Below are 16,673 nucleotides of genomic sequence, written 5' to 3'. Positions count from 1 at the left end.
AGTACGCTGAGAGCGTGCTACTGAGAGGCAGGTTTGCAATCTCACATTTAAAAGGACACCGTCCGCAACGGTGTCCTTTCTTTACGCCTACGCTTCACTATCGCCTATCTAGCCTCCGCCTTGGCGATCCGCTTGCTCGCTGCGGCGCTGATGGCGATTACAAGCGTCGAGCCTCCGATCAGCGCGACAGACACTGCCGTTATCGCCCCTGCGCCGATGCCCGCTGCAACCGTGCCTGCGGTCATGCCAAGCACAACGCCGAGCGCTGCCGCTGCGACCGCGATCGATTTGCCCGTTGCGGAGGCTGCTCCCATCCTGAAACTTCCAACACATGCCATCGATGTCAGCATGCCGGCTATTCCCAGCAATAACATCACCATCACCCACTCTACTAAGAACTCCTATTAATAGAATGGGCAAAGGCACGCGTTTTAGACCTGTTTGTCCCAAAAATATTCGCGTAATACGCGCCTGCGATTCCGGGCCGCGGGTACGAGCACTTCCCCCTCCTTCGTTCGAAGGCGGAGTACGTTATGCGCCGGGTCGTACGTCTCGACTCGTCTCATATTGACAAGCGTGCCCCGGTCCGTCCGAACGAAATCCACTTCTCTCAAGTACTCCGCGAAGTCTTGCGCCGACGAAATTGTCCGGAATTTCTCGTCGTAGGAATAAATGGTCAAGTCCCCCGCCCCATCGGTCTGCATGTACACGATTTCTTTCACATCGAGAAGGCGGCATTGTCCTTGATCGTTCACGAGTCCAAGCAGCATGCAGTTATCCCCCGATCGCTCATTGTGCTGGATTCATCTTCATTTTCGCATCGCAGAATCTTATTTCTGAATCGCTTTTGGATATGAAAAGGTATTTATTTATCCTGATTATAATTCAAAATAAGATTTTTGAATACTATCCTCATCCATTTTGCGATTAATACGCTTGTGTTGGCATTTGCGCTTTTTGTCTACACTGAAAGCCAAAGAGGTGTGGACGATGGAAAACGATATTTTGAAGCTTGTCGGGCGGCGCATTCGCGGGTTGAGGAAAGCTCAGGGAATGTCGCAGGAACAGCTCGGGGAGAAGGGCAGCTTCCATTATTCCTATATCGGACAAATCGAAAGAGGAGAGAAAAATATTTCCCTCCTCAATCTGGCCAAAATCGCAGACGCTCTGAACGTCAGCATGGCTCAACTATTCTCTTATGTGGACGTCGAAGAGAAACTGACGGAATCCGAAGCCGACGTGCGGGAGATCGTGACGGCGCTGCGCGAACAACGGCCGGATCAGGTGAAAATGGTACGTAACGTCGTGCGTGAAATTCTCGGCGAGAACGACCGGTATCGCATATCCCCTCCGCGCAAGTAGATCAGGCCTTCTTCGCTGCGTGAACTTTGGCGACGCGAATCGCCATTAGAGCGGCGAAGAAGCAGACGAAACCGGCCGACACGAACGGAACGGTATACGTGCCCAACACCTCCCTCATTGCCCCCGCGCCATAAGCCGCCGTCGATGCGCCGACTTGGTGAGCGACAACGATCCAACCGAAAACCATGCCCGATTTCTCTTTACCGAAGACGTTCGAGGAGATTTTGACGGTTGGCGGCACGGTCGCAATCCAGTCCAGCCCGTAGAACACGGTAAAGATCATCATTTCCGTATAGCCCATATTTAGCGCTTGAGGCAAGAATAGCAAGGAAAGCCCCCGAAGGCCGTAATACCAGAACAGCAGCCACCGACTATCGAATCGGTCCGACAACCAGCCCGACAGCGTCGTGCCGACAAGATCGAACATCCCCATGAACGCGAGGAAACCCGCCGCCACGACAGTCGTCATGCCGATATCGCCGCAAGCCGGAATCAGGTGGGTGCCGATCAAGCCGTTCGAAGAATAACCGCAAATGAAAAACGTGCCTGCCAGCAGCCAAAATGTTTTGTCTTTAATCGCTTCCCCAAGCACCTTCAGCGGCGTCAGAAAAATACTCCCGCGAAATGCTATCGGTGCGACCGCCCGATCCGCCCCGTAAGCCGGTTTGCCGATGTCGTAAGGGTGGTTTCTCATCCAGATCGCTACGATAACGATCACAACCGCGACTACCCCGACTGACGTATACATTGCATTCCGCCATCCAGCGTCCTCCGTTATTTTCGCAAGCAGCGGCATGAACAGCAGTTGGCCCGTCGCCGCGCTCGCTGTCAGAATGCCGACGACTAGTCCTCTTCTTTTCTCGAACCACCGATTAGCGACCGTAACGCCGAGCACGTTGGCCATCATCCCCGTGCCAAGGCCCGAGACAACGCCCCACAACAATTGAAACTGCCACAACGCCGTCATAACCGGAGTAATCGCAAGGCTTGCGCCCAATACGATCAACGAGACAATCATGACCCTTCGAATGCCGAATTTCAGCAGCAGCGCCGCGGAGAAAGGACCGGTCAAGCCGTACAAGAAAATACCGACGGATACGACGCCGGACAATCCTTCCCTGCTCCATCCGAAATCTTTCTCCAGCGGGAGCATGAGAATGCTCGGCAGCGAACGGATGCCAGCCGATACAAGAAGCGTAACAAAAGTAATAACTAGGACGATCCAGCCGTAATGCAGCTTTGACAACCTTTTAGCGTTCTCCACGTATCTCCACCCAGTCTTATTTCATTTTGCTTGTACATACAATTATATCTGTGAAAGCAACTGTTTAACGCTTGTTCAGCTGCTCGCTCGCATTCTTAATCGCATCGGACAACATCGAAGACGCTTCTTTCCCAAGCAGTTCCTCGTATCCGTCGTGGAGCCTCCGGGATGCTTGACGAATCGGCTCTTCCATCGCCAGGCTTTTATCCGTCGGATAGACGAGAACCGTCTTCCCCTGCACCTTGCGCTCGACCAGACGTTTCCCTTCGAGCTTATCGACGAACCGCGTCAATGTCGACGGTGCCAGCCCCAGCTTCTCGGCCAGTTCCTTCTGCGTAATGCCCGGAGTCCCGTTCACGAGCAATATCAAATAACCGTAACTTGGACTAAGTCCAGTCGTCGCGAATTGTTCTTCGGCCAGCCTTGTAATATCGCGAGTCAATCGGTTCGAGGTGAAAAACAAACAATCTCGCAAAAACGAATCGTTCATTCGTCTCATCGCCTTTTTATTTTGTATGTACAACTAATATATGGTCCTTTGTGGAAAATGTCAACCTGCAATCTCGACAGTTTGTCCTATGTTTATTCCGTGACCTCAGGCATGGGCGGCCCCCCCTAATAATATGATATATTCAGAGAAACGCTAGCGGACGAATCGTCATAAGGAGGCTGCGCCCACCATGAACAAGATCCTGAATGCATCATTAGCCGTCGCACTCGTCCTCGCTTCCTTCTGGGGAACAGTTCGCGCCAACAGCCCCTATGCCCAAGCGGCTGCCGTGGCTTCAACCTCGGATCAATTGCGCAAACAGATCGTTGATGGCCTTAGCCAGCGCCTTTCCACATTCGAAGTCACTTTTACAGACACCGCCTCTACTCTAAAAAGCACGATAAAATCGACGCTCGAAGCCGCAGTCGCTTCCGACGATTACTTGCATTTCACCGTAAAAACATACGGCTACAACGCGTCTATCGAAGATTCGACAGCGACGATAACGTTTGAGTTCACGTACTGGGAGACGGCTGCTCAGACGGCAAGCGTCAAGAATAAAATCGCCGAAGCGCTACGCAGCATCATCAAGCCAGGCATGAACGATCACCAGAAAGAGAAAGCGATTCACGACTGGATCGTCACCCATATCGCATATGACAAAAGTCTCGTTTCTCATTCCGCTTACGACGGCTTGTTCAACGGCACCACCGTATGCCAAGGCTATGCGTTGATCACCTACGAGATGATGAAACAAGCCGGCATTCCCGTCAAAATCGTCGAAGGCACGTCGAGAGGCATCGCCCATACATGGAACCTCGTTCAAATCGGCGGCAAGTGGTACCATCTCGATTCGACGTGGGACGATCCGGTTCCCGATGTCGCCGGACGTTCGACTTATGCTTACTACAATTTGACCGACGCGCAAATCAAGGCGGATCACCGTTGGAACGCGCAAGCCGCTTACCCGCTCGCCGTTACCGGTTACGATGCCACGTTAACATCCCTTGCGGCGAAAGACGCGGCTCGTAAAACCTACTATACGCAGATGTATACGACGCTTGGCTTCCCATATTTGACAAGCACCTACTCTGCTGCAACCGTAGATGAATTGACAAAGAAAATCGCCGCTGCCGCCAAGCTTAAGCAGAAGGAGCTCACCCTCCGTTACGAACGTGGCGCAACCGTCCAATCGGATATGAAAAAAGCGTTTAACGCGCAAAAGGGCCTGAAAGGCTTCAGCTACACGTACGAAGATTTTCCGCGTACTCCTCAGAATGATAAGCTTCTTCGGATTAAGTTGAAGTATTGAGGATGAAGAAAGACCTTAAGAGATGAAATCTCCTAAGGTCTTTCTAATTTTTTCTTTATTTTGTGACAATCTCACGTATTCATTTTGAAAGCACAAGCCCCGACTCTGAACACGTTATTCATTCAAAACGGCGAGCCTGGAATAGTGTGTCGTCCGTTTTGTCTTATCTCTTAATCCTAACTGACCATTACCGCACTTAATTACAGTGCGCTTCTGGACGGTAGAACGGGTTGGACGCTTAACCTGCTGGCCGAACGGGCAGTTGAACTCCAGTACGTCGACAGCATTTCTTATGAAACGGTCAGACAAGTCTAAAAAAAACGAACTCGAGCCACTCCTTCGTAAATGCTGGTGCATTCCTCCCGAGCAGAATGCCGCTTTTTTCGCCGCGATGGAAGATCTGCTGGATGGTTACCAATTGCCCTATGATCGGACTGCCCGGTCATTTGTATAGACGAGAAACCGTATCAACTGCTGGATGAATCCCGTAAGCCCATTCCAATGAAGCCAGCTAAGCCTCTGCGCGAAGATAACGAATATGCTCGTAACGGGACATGCAGCATTTTTATTTTTACATCTCAAACCGCCATTAGCATTTTGCATTGACCTAATGCGCTTTCGAAATTTAGGATAATGTATTATATGCACTCAACTTAGTGTCCCTCCACTTTGAATCCTGCTTGTTGAAGAAATTTCGCAAACCTTGCATCGTTGGTAATTAATGTAGCCCCTTCTTTGATAGCTGAACCTGCGACAGATGCATCAGAAGATTTTAGTATCCTTCCAAGAACCTTAGCTTGAGATATTAATTGTTGGATTTCCTGTTCTGTTGCCGCGCTTCCAATTCTACCACCTCTTTGACTCAAGAATTGTCGAAGTACATTAACATCGCCCTTGGATAAGTACACTTTAGCAGCAGTAATTGAGACAACTGGAGTTCGCCCTGCTATCGCATTATCTATTGCTTGGACTTCACCTTTATCTAGCGCTCTAATTAGAGCATTGGTATCCAATCGCGGTTTCGGTTGCGTCGTGCGGTACCTTTTAAGCCAGTATTTCAGTTGATGAATCGTAAATCCCTCTTTCGCTGACCATGCGGCCATGGTCAGTCCGCCGGCTTCGTACGTCGCAATCCGTTCCGACCACGAAGTAGCTTGACCCTGTTGCTTCTTTTCCATGTGAAGACCTCCCACATCGTAATTGTGCTCAGTATCTCACGTTTCCAGGGACCGATGTAGGTGGGATCTTTTTGACGCTTACTTTCCCACTGTTCTCCTACTCGCTGAAATTAGTTTTCGGTGATGCTAGACTTCCTTATCAACTCCTGGAGTACCCGGAACAGTACCTGATTTACCTGCGAACCTACCTTTGGCATCCCTAACACTGCCATCGAGGTATGTTTTAACCCCCTCTGCATACTTACTTCTTGAGCGCTATTAAGTGAACTTGGTTTAAAGGATCTACTTGAGTTTATCCTTAACCCTCCGCCTAATATACCAAACGCAACAACTCCATAAGCCATTTCAATGTTTCGGTCAACAACCTCTTGCTGATACTTTAATTGGGTATCACTGAGAGAAAGACCTTTTTGCGTATAGTCAACTAATTCCTTTTTCCTCGAAGGAGCACAATGGCGAAGAGAGTAAAGATTAAGATAAAGGAACAAACGAGCCGCAGGGGAATGTCCTTGAGAGAGCTTTCCCGGCTTATAGACATTCGTCACGCCGCACTTAGCGAGCTTTCCAATTCCAAGCGTCAGAACATCAACTTTCAGCATATAGAAAAGATCGCCGAAGCGCTTAATATTACTGACATCCGCGACATCATTGATCTCGTGGAAGAACCTTAACCGTCCATCTCGGACGGTTTTTCTATTTAGGACAGATCGTTAAGTCCATCTCGCCTTAGCCACCCGATTCATTCGGCGCTGGGTGAAGGTAAAAGAAAGACCTTGAGGATTGCAGCCCTCAAGGTCACCAAATAGCCCTAATTAATTGCGTAGTTTTTAACTAAGATTCAGATTTTTAAGGAGAGGTAAAGAACCTGAAACTTCAATCACATACCAATTTACTACAATAAGATAGTCCAAGTTTTCGTTGCTTAAAAAGTATTCCATTCCATAAGAGTTCTCCATTAAGTCCCCGACTAATTTAGCATCTTTAACAACAACAGTGTTTCTATCAAGACCTTCTTGATCAAAAAATATAAATGCAGGTTCACTATTTAAATATTTTGAGTATGAAAATTCGAATTTTTCTAATGATAAAGTATGAGAATCTCCTCTAATCGCCAAGTGACCAGTGGTCTTAAATGGTTTAAACTTTTTAAGTACTCTCTTAATATAATCACTTGCAGTGTAGTCATCCAAAGCTTCTACTTCTACACCCAATTTGCTACTCACTTGAACTAACTCTTGTTTATTGAGTTTGTTCATATGCATCACCTCGTAGCAGGGACATCATCTACAAATATATGCCCCCTCGTTCTATTTGCACCTTTTCCAGGTGTTTGATAACCGATATGTGGCTGGTAGGGGCCTTCACCCAAAGTCCCCCAGAGTTTTTTCACTGTAACAATCGCTGTAAAGGTCAGTTCAGTTGCGGACAGACTTTAAGTTTGTCGCCCCTACTAAGAATTGTCGTTCTATCCATCCAAGAAGGTGCGACTGCTGACCTTCTCACCCTTTCTATCGGGACAGGGTATTCTACAGTTGCGAGACATATTGAAAAAAACGTGAGAAAGCGAAGATAACAAAAAACAGGTCTATCATGGTGATATCTAACCATAATCGACCTGAATCGAGTAACTCCATTACATTATTTAGGTATACTTTTTCAAGTATGGATGTGCGTACAAGGAATTAAAGAAGTTCTTATACTGGTATTACATGGGTTACGCATGATTGGACTCAGCCACCCGATTCATTCGGCACTGGGTGGGGGTAAAAGAAAGACCTTGAGGCACTCGTCCTCAAGGTCAAAGAGTATGGTTAAGTTACATTAAACATTTTCTTGTCTACGGACTTAAGATGATTAAAATACCCATCTTCATAAAGTTGAGATATGATTTTCAACACATTATCTTTTGTTACTTCTGTGACCAATACTAAGTTGGGTTCAGCAGAATAATATCCGTATTCTTCAACTTCACTTTCAAAATCCTGTTTTAATCGTACAATATCATACACTCTCAAGTTGAAGTAATCCTCTTGAATCTTAACAAAAACATCATTGCGATAGCCTTTATTTATTGCTTCATATTCGGCTAATTCCGTATCATCAGTAAATATAACTGTAAAATTACTCACGTCCTACCTCCTATTTAACTGGTGAAACAGTAATTTGATTTAATAACTTTTGGAACTGGTCTAAAGGCATATCGTATGCAGGAACAATTTCAAAATGCTCAGCCCTGCCACCCCTTTGAATTATCTTTAATCCATCGGGAAGTGAATCAATTCGATACGCCCCACCAAATTTAGAGACTGTATCGGGATTAACATCTAACGAAACACCGTGAGTTGTTTTTACCATTCCAGTCTTAGGGTCAATCTTGATTTCATTAGACTTTACTGTAAAGCTATTGCCACCACGATAAACATTTACATCAGCACCGTTATAGTTTACCTTACAATTCGTATTATGAACCCAAATTCCAAGGTCACTAACGAAGTAAGTATGGAACTCATCGACCGTCATGTTGTAAACTGTGACGTGCTTATGTTCCAGTTCGATACTGTCAATCTTGAGTGTATTCCCATCGCTCTGAACTAGCAAGTCACCGACTTTGAGGTCTTTAACAAACGTCCATCCTTTGTCTTTTACATAGAATGGATGGTTGAAGGTGGATTCTATCGTCTGACCGCCAACATGGATGCTGTAAATCTCATCCGTATCATGGTTAAACGTATCCGTAACCTCTTTATAAGCTACCTCGCCAGTCTCTTCATCCTTAGAGAGAACCCTATCTCCGACCTCAATGTATTCAATATTCTTCTCCCCTTCGTTAGTTAAAACCTTGACCTTAGTTAACTAAAGAACGGCAACCGCTACCGCCCTCCGATTAGCTCGCCGTCCGCTCAGGAAGCGGAGCCAGCCGATACTCTGTCTTGTTCTTCAACATGCCGTAGATGATGTTCACAAGCTTTCGCATGATACATATAACGACCTGTTTCTTCTTTTTCCCTTCACTCAGCCGCTTCTCGTAGTAGGCTCTGAACAACGGATTGAGCGGCTTCTCGGACGTTCGGGCAAGATGCACCTGTCTGACCGCTAGTCCCCATAGTATTTTGTTCAGTACGCGATTGCCCTGCCGCTGATTGCGATCTTTACCCCGTCCGGCACTGCTCATCTGACTTGGCGTCAATCCAGCATACTTCGCCAACTTGTCAGCATGGCCGAACCTCGCAATATCGCCAATCTCGGCAACAATCGCGGAAGCGGTCACGCTATCAATACCTGGCATGGAATTGAGCGTACAGCCCAGTTGCTCCATCAGTTCGCGAATTTGAGCGTCTACGTCGCTCATTTCTCGTTGAACATCCTCGATTTGATTGACGTGGCTCTTGATCAGAAAATCGCGATACTCCTGATGCTTGCGCTTGGTATCCCCGTCCGATTGAACGCTCTCAAGAATCATCATCGCCTTTCTCGTCGAGCAGACGTTCCGGCTAGCCTTTCGTAGAAACTCAGCCAATTCATCTAACGTTAATCCATCTAGCAAGTGTGGTGAGGGATACTGTTTCCAAAATGCTAACGCGGTTTGCCCGTCTACCGCTACGAAAAACTTGCCATAGCTCGGATAGCTGTAGCTCAATTGCGTGTGAAGCTGATTTTTGAGTGCAACACGTGTATCCCTCAAGTTGTACCGTCGCATGACTAGTTGTTTCAGTATCCAGTAGGCATCCTGCGGCGCGGAGGTCGGCAATTTGTCGAGTTCGTCGAGCAACAGCTTGGCGATATTCTCCGCATCCCAGCTATCGTGCTTCTCCGTCATCGCGTAGCTTTTACGCTTCCAATTCGATAAAGCCGCATTGACTTCCTTCACCGTAAAACCGTTCTCTACGAGATAGGCAGCGAGCGCTCGCCCGTAGCCGCCTACATCTTCCAAACCAAACACAACCGTTTGACCTTCGCCGACATGGCAGACGACTTGCTCCACCATCGCAGGAAAAGCGGCGGGCTTGTTCTCGAATGGAATGACCGCAAGCTTCTCGTTCCAGCAGTTGATGACAACCGCCATATGCGTTCGTTTATGTAAATCGACACCGACATAAATGAATGGAGTGCTACGATAAAAATGCAGTCGAAAAACACCCTCGTATGAAATAAAATGAAAGCAAACGAGGGGACGGGAGACAATGAAACGGTACGACAAAGCATTCAAAGAAGAAGCGTACGATTAAGCGATGAGATTGGACTGCAAAAAGCTGCCGAGCAGTTAGGCGTAGCTTACTACACCCTACAAGGATGGAGAAAGCAACGAACCCTGCATGGCGATGGTGCGCATATCGGGAGCGGACGGGCTTATGCATCCGCCGATAAGACGGCGCGGGAAATCGAACTGGAAAGAGAAATAGGCGAGCTGCGTCGCGCGAATGATATTCTCAAGGACGCACTCGGTTTTTTCGCAAAAGACCGGAAGCGGTAAAGGCATGCCGGCTCTATGCCTACATCCGTGAACGACGGGATCGATGGACCGTCAAGGAGATGTGCGAAGCACTTGCGGTCAGCGAGTCGGGCTATTACCGTAGCCTGAGACCTGCACCCATGCAGGAGAGGCAGCAACGGCTTCTGGTCAACATGAAAGCAATCATCAGTGAACATGAGGACAATCGGAATTACGGTGCCCGGCGTATGCTGCTGGCGCTGTCGCAAATAGATATCCACACCAGCTACAGCACCGTCTATCGCCTCATGAAGAAGCACGGGTTGCTGCAGAAAGCGAAGCGTCGTCCAAACGGCATTACCCGCGAGGATGCCGCAGCTCAAAAGAGTGAGAACCTGATCCACAGAGACTTCAGTGCCTCGGCACCGAACCAAAAGTGGCTATCGGATATCACCGAAATCCCTTGTTCAGACGACAAGCTCTATTTGTCCGCGGTACTGGATTGTTTCAACGGAGAGATCGTCGGCCTCGCCATGGACGACAACATGCGTAAGGAGCTCTGTATCCAAGCTTTTGAGAACGCGTGCAAGGCAAGGAATGCGCGCGGCATGATTTATCACAGCGATCGCGGCAGCCAATTCACAAGCCAGGCATTCCGAGCGTGTCTAGCTAAACGCAGTGCCATTCAAAGCATGAGCGGCACAGGGCGCTGTTATGACAACGCAAGAATGGAAAGCTTCTTTGCTACGCTAAAGAAAGAGAAGCTGTACAAAATCAAAACTGAACACTACCCGATGGCGCATATCAAATCGATCATCTTCAGATACATCATGGTCTACTACAACAGGCGGCGGATCTACACCACGAATCCAGGGGGCTGGCCCCCAGCTATTTATCGCGAAAGAATGCTGTCTCAAGCCGCGTAGTAACGGGATTTCTGCATGAGTGTGTTTTCAAACTGCACTTTTCTTGACAACTCCAGAACCGTTCTTTCCTATGCTTCACCTGGTTTCCTCCTCGTCTTATCGGGCTTATAGAAAAAGAATGCCAGCATCGTCTGTTTAGCATTCATCCGTCATACGACGCATGTGCATTGAAGGGTAAGCCTATCCATTCATTCTCTGTAAGCCCGACAAGGCTTGTTAGGTTACTTGCTCTATCTCCGTCACTCACTGTCGCCGCCACACAGAATCGCTTCGTGTAGCCCAACAGCCTTCACACTCCCATAAACACCATGCCCTCATAAAGCTCTTTCCGATCAAGGATTCTCTTTATCTGCACCTTCGTGAACCGCTTGCCTTGTTGAGTTGTATAGCCTTCGGCGTTCAGCCATCGTGCCGTCTCTGCCAGCGTTATGCTTGGATTACGATTTCGTATTTCAAATAGCCGTTTCACAGCAGACGCTTGAAGCGCGTTTACTTCGATCACCTTCCGTCCCTTCTTCGCCGTATAGCCGAATGCGGCGCGTCCACCAGCATAGCCGCCTTGCTGGGCTTTCTTCATCCTTCCACGCCCCAGCTTCAAGGCGAGCTCTAGCCGCTGATACTGGTCGAGCAGTTCCATGAGTCCGTTAATCAGGAAATCGCTCGGGTCTTTCCGGTGGATGCTGTACGACGGTTGCTCGATGCTCTTGATGTCCACGCCGTAGCGCTTCAACTCGCGATGAACGAGCACTTTCACGATGTCACTACGCCACAAGCGATTCGTATTCAGCACGAGCACATAGCTTACACCGCCATCCGTGAGCACTTCGAGCATATCGCGGAAGCCTTCCCGTTCGACTTCGAGCGCTTCTTCGTCCACCTCCGCGCCGCTGATTCCAGCGTCTTCATAGACGTGAACGAGATTCCATCCCTGCTCCTTGCAGTACGCTTCAATCTCATCCCGCTGGTAAGCGAGACTATAGCCTTCCTTCGCTTGCCCTTGTGTCGAAACGCGAATATAACCAATTACGTTCAAGTTTTCCTCACCCCATCGCAACGTAAATTAAAATTACCGTAACGGAGCCTCATCTTTATACTCCTAATAACTGGTAATTACTGCTCTGCGGCAAGCATATTACGCGCAGATGGGGGAGTTCAAGCATCGAATTTAAGATTGTGCGATTTAAAGCTTAAAGTCATCAGCACATTTAAACAGTAATTCCACAGCGGTTTCAGGGCTTATCGAACAACTTTAATGCTTTACTATATTAAAGTGCTTCTTGCTTCGTTAGCCAGTATGTCCCGAGCTGGATAGTCCCTAAGAACTCTGTCTCGAAGCTATAGGAATCCATTAGCTTCGGGACGTAGCCATTCGCTTTCAAGCGTTCCATCAGCTCGTCGAAGTCACCTTTAATCGTCGGTGGCACGATGAGGTTCTTGCTTTGCAGGAACAGCCGTTTCCCATACGATCTTTCGTCCTCTTTAAAGTTCCGTAGATTCTTTAACAGGTCTTGCTTCAAGCGATTTCGACGTTCCTCCATCGGCAGGCAATAAATCCGCCTCAGATCGACGCTTCCATGCCCCCAGATGGCGCTAAACGTCCCATCCGCCAACTCCGCTCTCGGAATCGTCGGGAGATCAGCGAGCAGGTGATAGTGAAGCGTTCCGCGCTGCTGAAAGGAACGGACGGCGAGATACTTAAAATCATCGTACCGCTCGCGCATCCGCTTCACCCAGTTCTCAAAGTCTCTGGCCGATTCATCCAACGATACGTCTTCCTTCTCGTAGGTCAGAGTAAGGAACTTATGGCCTTCGCTGAAGTTCCGATCCATAAGATGACAGAAGCGTTCACGCTCAGATAGCGTCAGTCGTCCCGGCTTCGGCGTTCGGTCTGGACGTTTTCCGGCACGTTCTTCCTTATTCGACGGCTCCAGAATCGCCGTATGAATTAGCTTCTCTAGCTTCGACAACGACGGGTCTTCCATGATTTCCGCTATCTCCGCGCTCCGTTCTACTTTCGATCTCCGTGGATTCTTCCCTCCCTCGTAGATCGTCCGTCCGTAGCGCTTCGTACGAAGACAATTACCGATCTTCACCATCTGACAGTTATAGCTGTTCATTGACTCACCCACTTATCTGCTTTCCACGAAAACAAAACACTCGTTCGAATATTCCGTTTTCAAAAGTCGGCCAGTCCATGTCCCATAGGGTGTTATATCCTTCTGATCTTGCCAATCTCGCAATGGCAATCGTCGTCTTCGGTCGTAGGAGTATCTCGACATCTTTCGAAGTCAAGGTGATATACAGCAGCGCTCCGCCCATTGTCTTCTCCATATCAGCAATCACCCAGCCGTCGTTTTCGTTACTCGAATTGTAGTCCAACATTCTTCTTCCACCTTTCTTGTTCAGATACGATAAATGAACCAGACAGTGTTAAGTCCACTCCACGTTGTGCTCATGGAGAACAAACTTTTTCCTTCGGTCAACGTAGGATAGGCATGAGCAGCTCCAAACATAGAGAAAACCCCATCAGCGACTTCAGGGCGATCAACGTCCATTCAGTCACCAGCGGGGTTATCGTAAGCATACAGTCATCGCGGCTCCAAAACGAAACGCGTGATGTATGGAAATCGTATCATTATTCGGATTATACGACACATATCGTATCATCCAAGTCTGGGAAACCCGGTAGCATCCAGCGCATCTCCAAGCTCAACCGGCAGAATCGGGAAACCGGGACAACGACGCTTCCAATAAATCAGGCAGTACGCAAAGAACCCCCTTCAGCGACATTTCGACGCGTAGCGTCCTCCAGTCGCCATCGGGGGCAGGTGAGAGCTATTCAATTCCAGAGAACAGCGAATCTCCAGCGCATTCCCATTCATCCAGCTACCTCGATACCATCTCGTAAGACTTCAAAGGACGAGCGAAGCGAAGTCCTCTCCGAGCGATAGCGAGGAGTAGAGCACATCAAGTTCCTTGAAGCTTCCATACGCGAAGCGGCTCAGGCTTAATTGGGCAGACCTTCCCCACGGATATTCAGGCGGCTTCACGTTCTTCCTCGTTCCGCTTAACCATTCTTCGCTTCGCTCGAAAGACTCCGCTTCGCTTCGTCCGCCTTCTTACCTTCGGTCTTCGGGAAGAGCAGGATGTTCAGGTGTAGAATCATGTTCTACTTCTGAATATCGCCACCGCTTTTATACGTCGTATACCACAACTCCCTACAGTCTCTTCTCGCTTGGAGAAGACCAGATTTCCCATAGCAGCACAGCCGACTCCTGTATTCTCCACATCGGAGCACATGGCACGTTCTCCATAGAATCAGCCCATAGCGTAGCCGATCGGCGGTATATTCATTCGCTACTCGGTATAGATATACCACAATATTATAAAAGCTTATCGTAGTAACGAATCCGATAGGAAAGTTCTATCGGGAATTTTCAGCACCTCGTTACTTCTCATTCCCGTCGCTCCCGGTATCATTCCCCGGTCTAACCCACGTCCCATTCTCTAGCAACGAGCGGAGCACATCCGTCTCCGATCTTCCAGCAGGATCATACACCACAGGCTTCCGCTCGCGATTTTCCAAGCGGATAAGCTTCCGACTTAACGCTACCTTTAAGGATTCTCCCACGCTCGTTCCTCCGCCCTTGGTTACAGGTTCCAGCAATCGCCCTCTCGTCCATTTTACCGCCATACCCAAATAAAGACTCAAGAAGCCGTCGAGCAGCCCAGCTTGCACGGTTTCTGGTCGTCATATGTCCAATTCACATCCTCAGGCTTCGTTCATTCGCTAACGATTAGAAAATAGGCTCGTTTCGCTCATAGTACAACTTCCTTCTAGCCAGCTCGTTCTGCCCAAAGGTCATAACGCCGTCCATCCGAACGCGAGTCAAGTAACCCTCTCGCCCAGCCAGACGGTCAATCTCCGCAAGGACATTGGGATCAACGAGGTCGGACGGGTCATCGGCGGCTACCGTTAGTTCCAAGCAAGCTTGTGATTCCAGTACGTGCCATTGTGGATCAGGAGGGATAGGAGGACCCTTCAGCTCGGAGAGCAGTTCAGTTAACACCTTCCGAATCGAATTCTCCAGATTCGCGTCGCCGCTTCCGCGATCTCGGTTAATCAGATCAACTACGTAGCTGCTTGCATTCGGAAGTCCGTCCAGAAAAGTCTTAATACCAGCTGGTACACTTATTGATTTGTTTGCCATTAGACATCCCCTCGTTTCAGTAGAAGTCAATTCCCTTCGAATAAGTGCTTCTTAGTTTTGAATGATTCACCACGCCCAAGCACGACGAGATATACGGACGACTGGCATCATATGAGTTCAGATTCCGAGAGAAGTCGCTATGAATTATTAAATAAAGCGGGTTACGACATGGCCGCCCGATTCATTCGGCACTGGGTGGGGATAAAAGGAAGACCTTGAGGATTACTGCCCTCAAGGTCAAGACAAAAAATCAATTAAATATATGTTTTACAAAATCATCGTACCAATGCATATTGGTATTGTATTTATTGCGGTTGTATTCACACATCTTTTCAAACTCTGTGAAACAGTTTACCCAACTAGGATATAGCCGTTTAAAGTGGTTAATAAATTCATTAGTACCACCTAGCACAGCATGCCCCTCATTAGAAATGAGCATCCCCCACTTTCCATTCTTCGAGAATAACGCATTATCTAGGACAATTGTTAAATCTCGATATTCATCGATAGTGATCGGAAAATCACAAATCCAATGGGCAGGATGATACATTTCATTGTTATTCGGAAGAACAAATGGGTCTGGTTCTGCCTCAACCTCAGAAATATAAAAGCCTGATTCTCCTATTGCTTTAATTGATTCGATTAATGCTATAAACTGTTGTTCATCTAAATATGTCCCATCGGTTGGATAGATCAGTAGTCTGCTAGTAACATCGTGCTGAAACATTTGACCAAAGGGCTGGTTACTTTTGAATGTTTCACCAAAATGACTTCTGATGATTTCCATTTCCCCATAACTTAGAGGTTTCGTAAGCATATTTCATTCCTCTCAATCAGTAAACTTAATTTTTCTGACACCATTAATTCCATTAATATTAATTGTGGGTTCTTGATTACCATATGTCGATTCAGATCGATAAGTAAACGTAACACCATTCGAGTCTTTGCCAACGAATACTCCAGGCTTGACTTCATTGATTGTTGACTTATCTACCTGTGCATTAAAGAAATCCCAAGCGTCATTTGCATTCCCTTTAATTTGTTTAATATCCTTTTGGTCAGCTTGTGCTAACTTCTTTAATTCATCCGCACTCATCTTACTCCAACATGGATTTGTATTATGCACCCAAATCCCAAGGTCACTGACAAAGTACGTATGGAACTCATCTACCGTCATGTTGTAAACAGTAACGAGCTTGTGCAACAGTTCGATGTTCTCTATCTTGAGTGTATTCCCATCACTCTGAACAAGCAAGTCCCCGACTTTGAGGTCTTTAACGAACGTCCACCCTTTATCCTTCACATAGAACGGATGATTAAAGGTCGATTCAATCGTCTGACCGCCCACATGAATCTTGTAAATCTCATCCGTCTCATGGTTGAACGTAGCCGTAACTTCTTTGTAAGTTACCTCGCCAGTCGTTTCATCCTTAGAAAGAACCCTATCTCCGACTTGAATGTCTTCAATATTCTTCTCCCCTTCGTTAGTTAGAACTTTGAT

General features: G+C 47.8%; 20 protein-coding genes and 2 pseudogenes. 5 read left to right on the top strand and 17 right to left on the bottom strand.

What is annotated here, in order from left to right; genetic code table 11:
* Nucleotides 1-104: 104 nt before the first annotated feature.
* Together ACFPOF_RS16980 and ACFPOF_RS16975 are read right to left on the bottom strand one after the other, a co-directional pair.
* Entirely contained in the window at nt 105-314 is a 210-nt protein-coding gene (locus tag ACFPOF_RS16980) for a hypothetical protein (RefSeq protein ID WP_378134724.1), read from the bottom strand.
* 117 nt (nt 315-431) lie between these two features.
* Complete coding sequence (locus tag ACFPOF_RS16975) at nt 432-770, bottom strand: LytTR family DNA-binding domain-containing protein (RefSeq protein ID WP_378134722.1); 339 nt, start codon at nt 768-770, stop codon at nt 432-434.
* 220 nt (nt 771-990) lie between these two features.
* On the opposite strand from ACFPOF_RS16975, the gene ACFPOF_RS16970 reads away from it, so the two are divergent.
* Nucleotides 991-1,362 (top strand): helix-turn-helix domain-containing protein, encoded by a 372-nt coding sequence (locus tag ACFPOF_RS16970; protein WP_378134720.1) that lies wholly within the window; start codon nt 991-993, stop codon nt 1,360-1,362.
* A gap of 1 nt (nt 1,363) precedes the next feature.
* Here the strand turns inward: ACFPOF_RS16970 and ACFPOF_RS16965 are convergent, their stop codons facing one another.
* Both ACFPOF_RS16965 and ACFPOF_RS16960 read right to left on the bottom strand, forming a co-directional pair.
* Nucleotides 1,364-2,626, bottom strand: coding sequence for an MFS transporter (locus ACFPOF_RS16965; RefSeq protein ID WP_378134718.1), 1,263 nt, complete (start codon nt 2,624-2,626; stop codon nt 1,364-1,366).
* A 64-nt stretch (nt 2,627-2,690) separates the two neighbouring features.
* Nucleotides 2,691-3,116, bottom strand: coding sequence for a MarR family winged helix-turn-helix transcriptional regulator (locus tag ACFPOF_RS16960; protein ID WP_378134717.1), 426 nt, complete (start codon nt 3,114-3,116; stop codon nt 2,691-2,693).
* A gap of 190 nt (nt 3,117-3,306) precedes the next feature.
* Between ACFPOF_RS16960 and ACFPOF_RS16955 the strand changes: the two genes are divergently transcribed.
* Nucleotides 3,307-4,428: a transglutaminase domain-containing protein gene (locus tag ACFPOF_RS16955; RefSeq protein WP_378134715.1), complete on the top strand. Its 1,122-nt coding sequence runs from the start codon at nt 3,307-3,309 to the stop codon at nt 4,426-4,428.
* A 653-nt stretch (nt 4,429-5,081) separates the two neighbouring features.
* On the opposite strand, the gene tnpA is transcribed toward ACFPOF_RS16955, so the two are convergent.
* Nucleotides 5,082-5,606, bottom strand: a complete 525-nt coding sequence (gene tnpA / locus ACFPOF_RS16950; RefSeq protein WP_378134713.1) for an IS66 family insertion sequence element accessory protein TnpA — start codon at nt 5,604-5,606, stop codon at nt 5,082-5,084.
* A 452-nt stretch (nt 5,607-6,058) separates the two neighbouring features.
* Here tnpA and ACFPOF_RS16945 point away from each other — a divergent pair, with 452 nt between their 5' ends.
* Nucleotides 6,059-6,277, top strand: a complete 219-nt coding sequence (locus ACFPOF_RS16945; protein ID WP_378134711.1) for a helix-turn-helix domain-containing protein — start codon at nt 6,059-6,061, stop codon at nt 6,275-6,277.
* 156 nt (nt 6,278-6,433) lie between these two features.
* Here the strand turns inward: ACFPOF_RS16945 and ACFPOF_RS16940 are convergent, their stop codons facing one another.
* The 4 genes and pseudogenes from ACFPOF_RS16940 to ACFPOF_RS16920 form a co-directional block, all read right to left on the bottom strand.
* A complete protein-coding gene (locus ACFPOF_RS16940; protein ID WP_378134709.1) occupies nt 6,434-6,862 on the bottom strand; it encodes a hypothetical protein in 429 nt (142 codons plus the stop codon).
* A gap of 555 nt (nt 6,863-7,417) precedes the next feature.
* Nucleotides 7,418-7,735, bottom strand: a complete 318-nt coding sequence (locus tag ACFPOF_RS16935; protein ID WP_378134707.1) for a hypothetical protein — start codon at nt 7,733-7,735, stop codon at nt 7,418-7,420.
* Between the two features lie 10 nt (nt 7,736-7,745).
* A pseudogene (locus tag ACFPOF_RS33570) lies at nt 7,746-8,432 on the bottom strand (polymorphic toxin-type HINT domain-containing protein); the annotation flags it as partial.
* A gap of 58 nt (nt 8,433-8,490) precedes the next feature.
* Nucleotides 8,491-9,732, bottom strand: coding sequence for an IS110 family RNA-guided transposase (locus ACFPOF_RS16920; protein ID WP_378136013.1), 1,242 nt, complete (start codon nt 9,730-9,732; stop codon nt 8,491-8,493).
* Between the two features lie 27 nt (nt 9,733-9,759).
* Between ACFPOF_RS16920 and ACFPOF_RS16915 the strand changes: the two genes are divergently transcribed.
* Both ACFPOF_RS16915 and ACFPOF_RS16910 read left to right on the top strand, forming a co-directional pair.
* Nucleotides 9,760-10,077 carry a hypothetical protein gene (locus ACFPOF_RS16915; RefSeq protein ID WP_378136066.1) on the top strand — a complete coding sequence of 106 codons (318 nt, stop codon included), beginning with the start codon at nt 9,760-9,762 and terminating at the stop codon, nt 10,075-10,077.
* A 23-nt stretch (nt 10,078-10,100) separates the two neighbouring features.
* Nucleotides 10,101-10,961 carry an IS3 family transposase gene (locus ACFPOF_RS16910; protein WP_378136011.1) on the top strand — a complete coding sequence of 287 codons (861 nt, stop codon included), beginning with the start codon at nt 10,101-10,103 and terminating at the stop codon, nt 10,959-10,961.
* A gap of 239 nt (nt 10,962-11,200) precedes the next feature.
* Here the strand turns inward: ACFPOF_RS16910 and ACFPOF_RS16905 are convergent.
* The 8 genes and pseudogenes from ACFPOF_RS16905 to ACFPOF_RS16870 all read right to left on the bottom strand — a co-directional run bounded on the left by ACFPOF_RS16905 (nt 11,201) and on the right by ACFPOF_RS16870 (nt 16,631).
* Nucleotides 11,201-11,994, bottom strand: a pseudogene (locus tag ACFPOF_RS16905) (recombinase family protein).
* A gap of 232 nt (nt 11,995-12,226) precedes the next feature.
* On the bottom strand, nt 12,227-13,078 hold the full coding sequence (locus ACFPOF_RS16900) for a rolling circle replication-associated protein (RefSeq protein ID WP_378134703.1): 852 nt from the start codon (nt 13,076-13,078) through the stop codon (nt 12,227-12,229).
* Between the two features lie 4 nt (nt 13,079-13,082).
* Nucleotides 13,083-13,343, bottom strand: a complete 261-nt coding sequence (locus ACFPOF_RS16895; protein ID WP_378134701.1) for a hypothetical protein — start codon at nt 13,341-13,343, stop codon at nt 13,083-13,085.
* Between the two features lie 530 nt (nt 13,344-13,873).
* The gene (locus tag ACFPOF_RS16890; RefSeq protein WP_378134699.1) at nt 13,874-14,011 is read right to left on the bottom strand and encodes a hypothetical protein; all 138 of its coding nucleotides are present in this window, start codon (nt 14,009-14,011) and stop codon (nt 13,874-13,876) included.
* Between the two features lie 398 nt (nt 14,012-14,409).
* Nucleotides 14,410-14,700, bottom strand: a complete 291-nt coding sequence (locus ACFPOF_RS16885; RefSeq protein ID WP_378134697.1) for a hypothetical protein — start codon at nt 14,698-14,700, stop codon at nt 14,410-14,412.
* Between the two features lie 58 nt (nt 14,701-14,758).
* Nucleotides 14,759-15,172, bottom strand: coding sequence for a hypothetical protein (locus ACFPOF_RS16880; RefSeq protein WP_378134695.1), 414 nt, complete (start codon nt 15,170-15,172; stop codon nt 14,759-14,761).
* A gap of 250 nt (nt 15,173-15,422) precedes the next feature.
* Complete coding sequence (locus ACFPOF_RS16875; RefSeq protein WP_378134693.1) at nt 15,423-15,989, bottom strand: hypothetical protein; 567 nt, start codon at nt 15,987-15,989, stop codon at nt 15,423-15,425.
* Nucleotides 15,990-16,001: 12 nt separating this feature from the next.
* Nucleotides 16,002-16,631, bottom strand: a complete 630-nt coding sequence (locus ACFPOF_RS16870; RefSeq protein ID WP_378136009.1) for a polymorphic toxin-type HINT domain-containing protein — start codon at nt 16,629-16,631, stop codon at nt 16,002-16,004.
* Between the last annotated feature and the right edge of the window lie 42 nt (nt 16,632-16,673).

This window comes from Cohnella soli (assembly GCF_042655525.1).
GTDB lineage: Bacteria > Bacillota > Bacilli > Paenibacillales > Paenibacillaceae > Cohnella > Cohnella soli.
This window is presented reverse-complemented; position numbering and strand designations above follow the sequence as displayed.

Excerpts from the sequence above, each read along its gene's own strand:
- ACFPOF_RS16980 (WP_378134724.1), bottom strand. The coding sequence starts at position 314 with ATGGGAGCAGCCTCCGCAACGGGCAAATCGATCGCGGTCGCAGCGGCA.
- ACFPOF_RS16975 (WP_378134722.1), bottom strand. The coding sequence starts at position 770 with ATGCTGCTTGGACTCGTGAACGATCAAGGACAATGCCGCCTTCTCGAT.
- ACFPOF_RS16970 (WP_378134720.1), top strand. The coding sequence starts at position 991 with ATGGAAAACGATATTTTGAAGCTTGTCGGGCGGCGCATTCGCGGGTTG.
- ACFPOF_RS16960 (WP_378134717.1), bottom strand. The coding sequence starts at position 3,116 with ATGAACGATTCGTTTTTGCGAGATTGTTTGTTTTTCACCTCGAACCGA.
- ACFPOF_RS16955 (WP_378134715.1), top strand. The coding sequence starts at position 3,307 with ATGAACAAGATCCTGAATGCATCATTAGCCGTCGCACTCGTCCTCGCT.
- tnpA (WP_378134713.1), bottom strand. The coding sequence starts at position 5,606 with ATGGAAAAGAAGCAACAGGGTCAAGCTACTTCGTGGTCGGAACGGATT.
- ACFPOF_RS16945 (WP_378134711.1), top strand. The coding sequence starts at position 6,059 with ATGGCGAAGAGAGTAAAGATTAAGATAAAGGAACAAACGAGCCGCAGG.
- ACFPOF_RS16940 (WP_378134709.1), bottom strand. The coding sequence starts at position 6,862 with ATGAACAAACTCAATAAACAAGAGTTAGTTCAAGTGAGTAGCAAATTG.
- ACFPOF_RS16915 (WP_378136066.1), top strand. The coding sequence starts at position 9,760 with ATGAAAGCAAACGAGGGGACGGGAGACAATGAAACGGTACGACAAAGC.
- ACFPOF_RS16900 (WP_378134703.1), bottom strand. The coding sequence starts at position 13,078 with ATGAACAGCTATAACTGTCAGATGGTGAAGATCGGTAATTGTCTTCGT.
- ACFPOF_RS16895 (WP_378134701.1), bottom strand. The coding sequence starts at position 13,343 with ATGTTGGACTACAATTCGAGTAACGAAAACGACGGCTGGGTGATTGCT.
- ACFPOF_RS16880 (WP_378134695.1), bottom strand. The coding sequence starts at position 15,172 with ATGGCAAACAAATCAATAAGTGTACCAGCTGGTATTAAGACTTTTCTG.
- ACFPOF_RS16875 (WP_378134693.1), bottom strand. The coding sequence starts at position 15,989 with ATGCTTACGAAACCTCTAAGTTATGGGGAAATGGAAATCATCAGAAGT.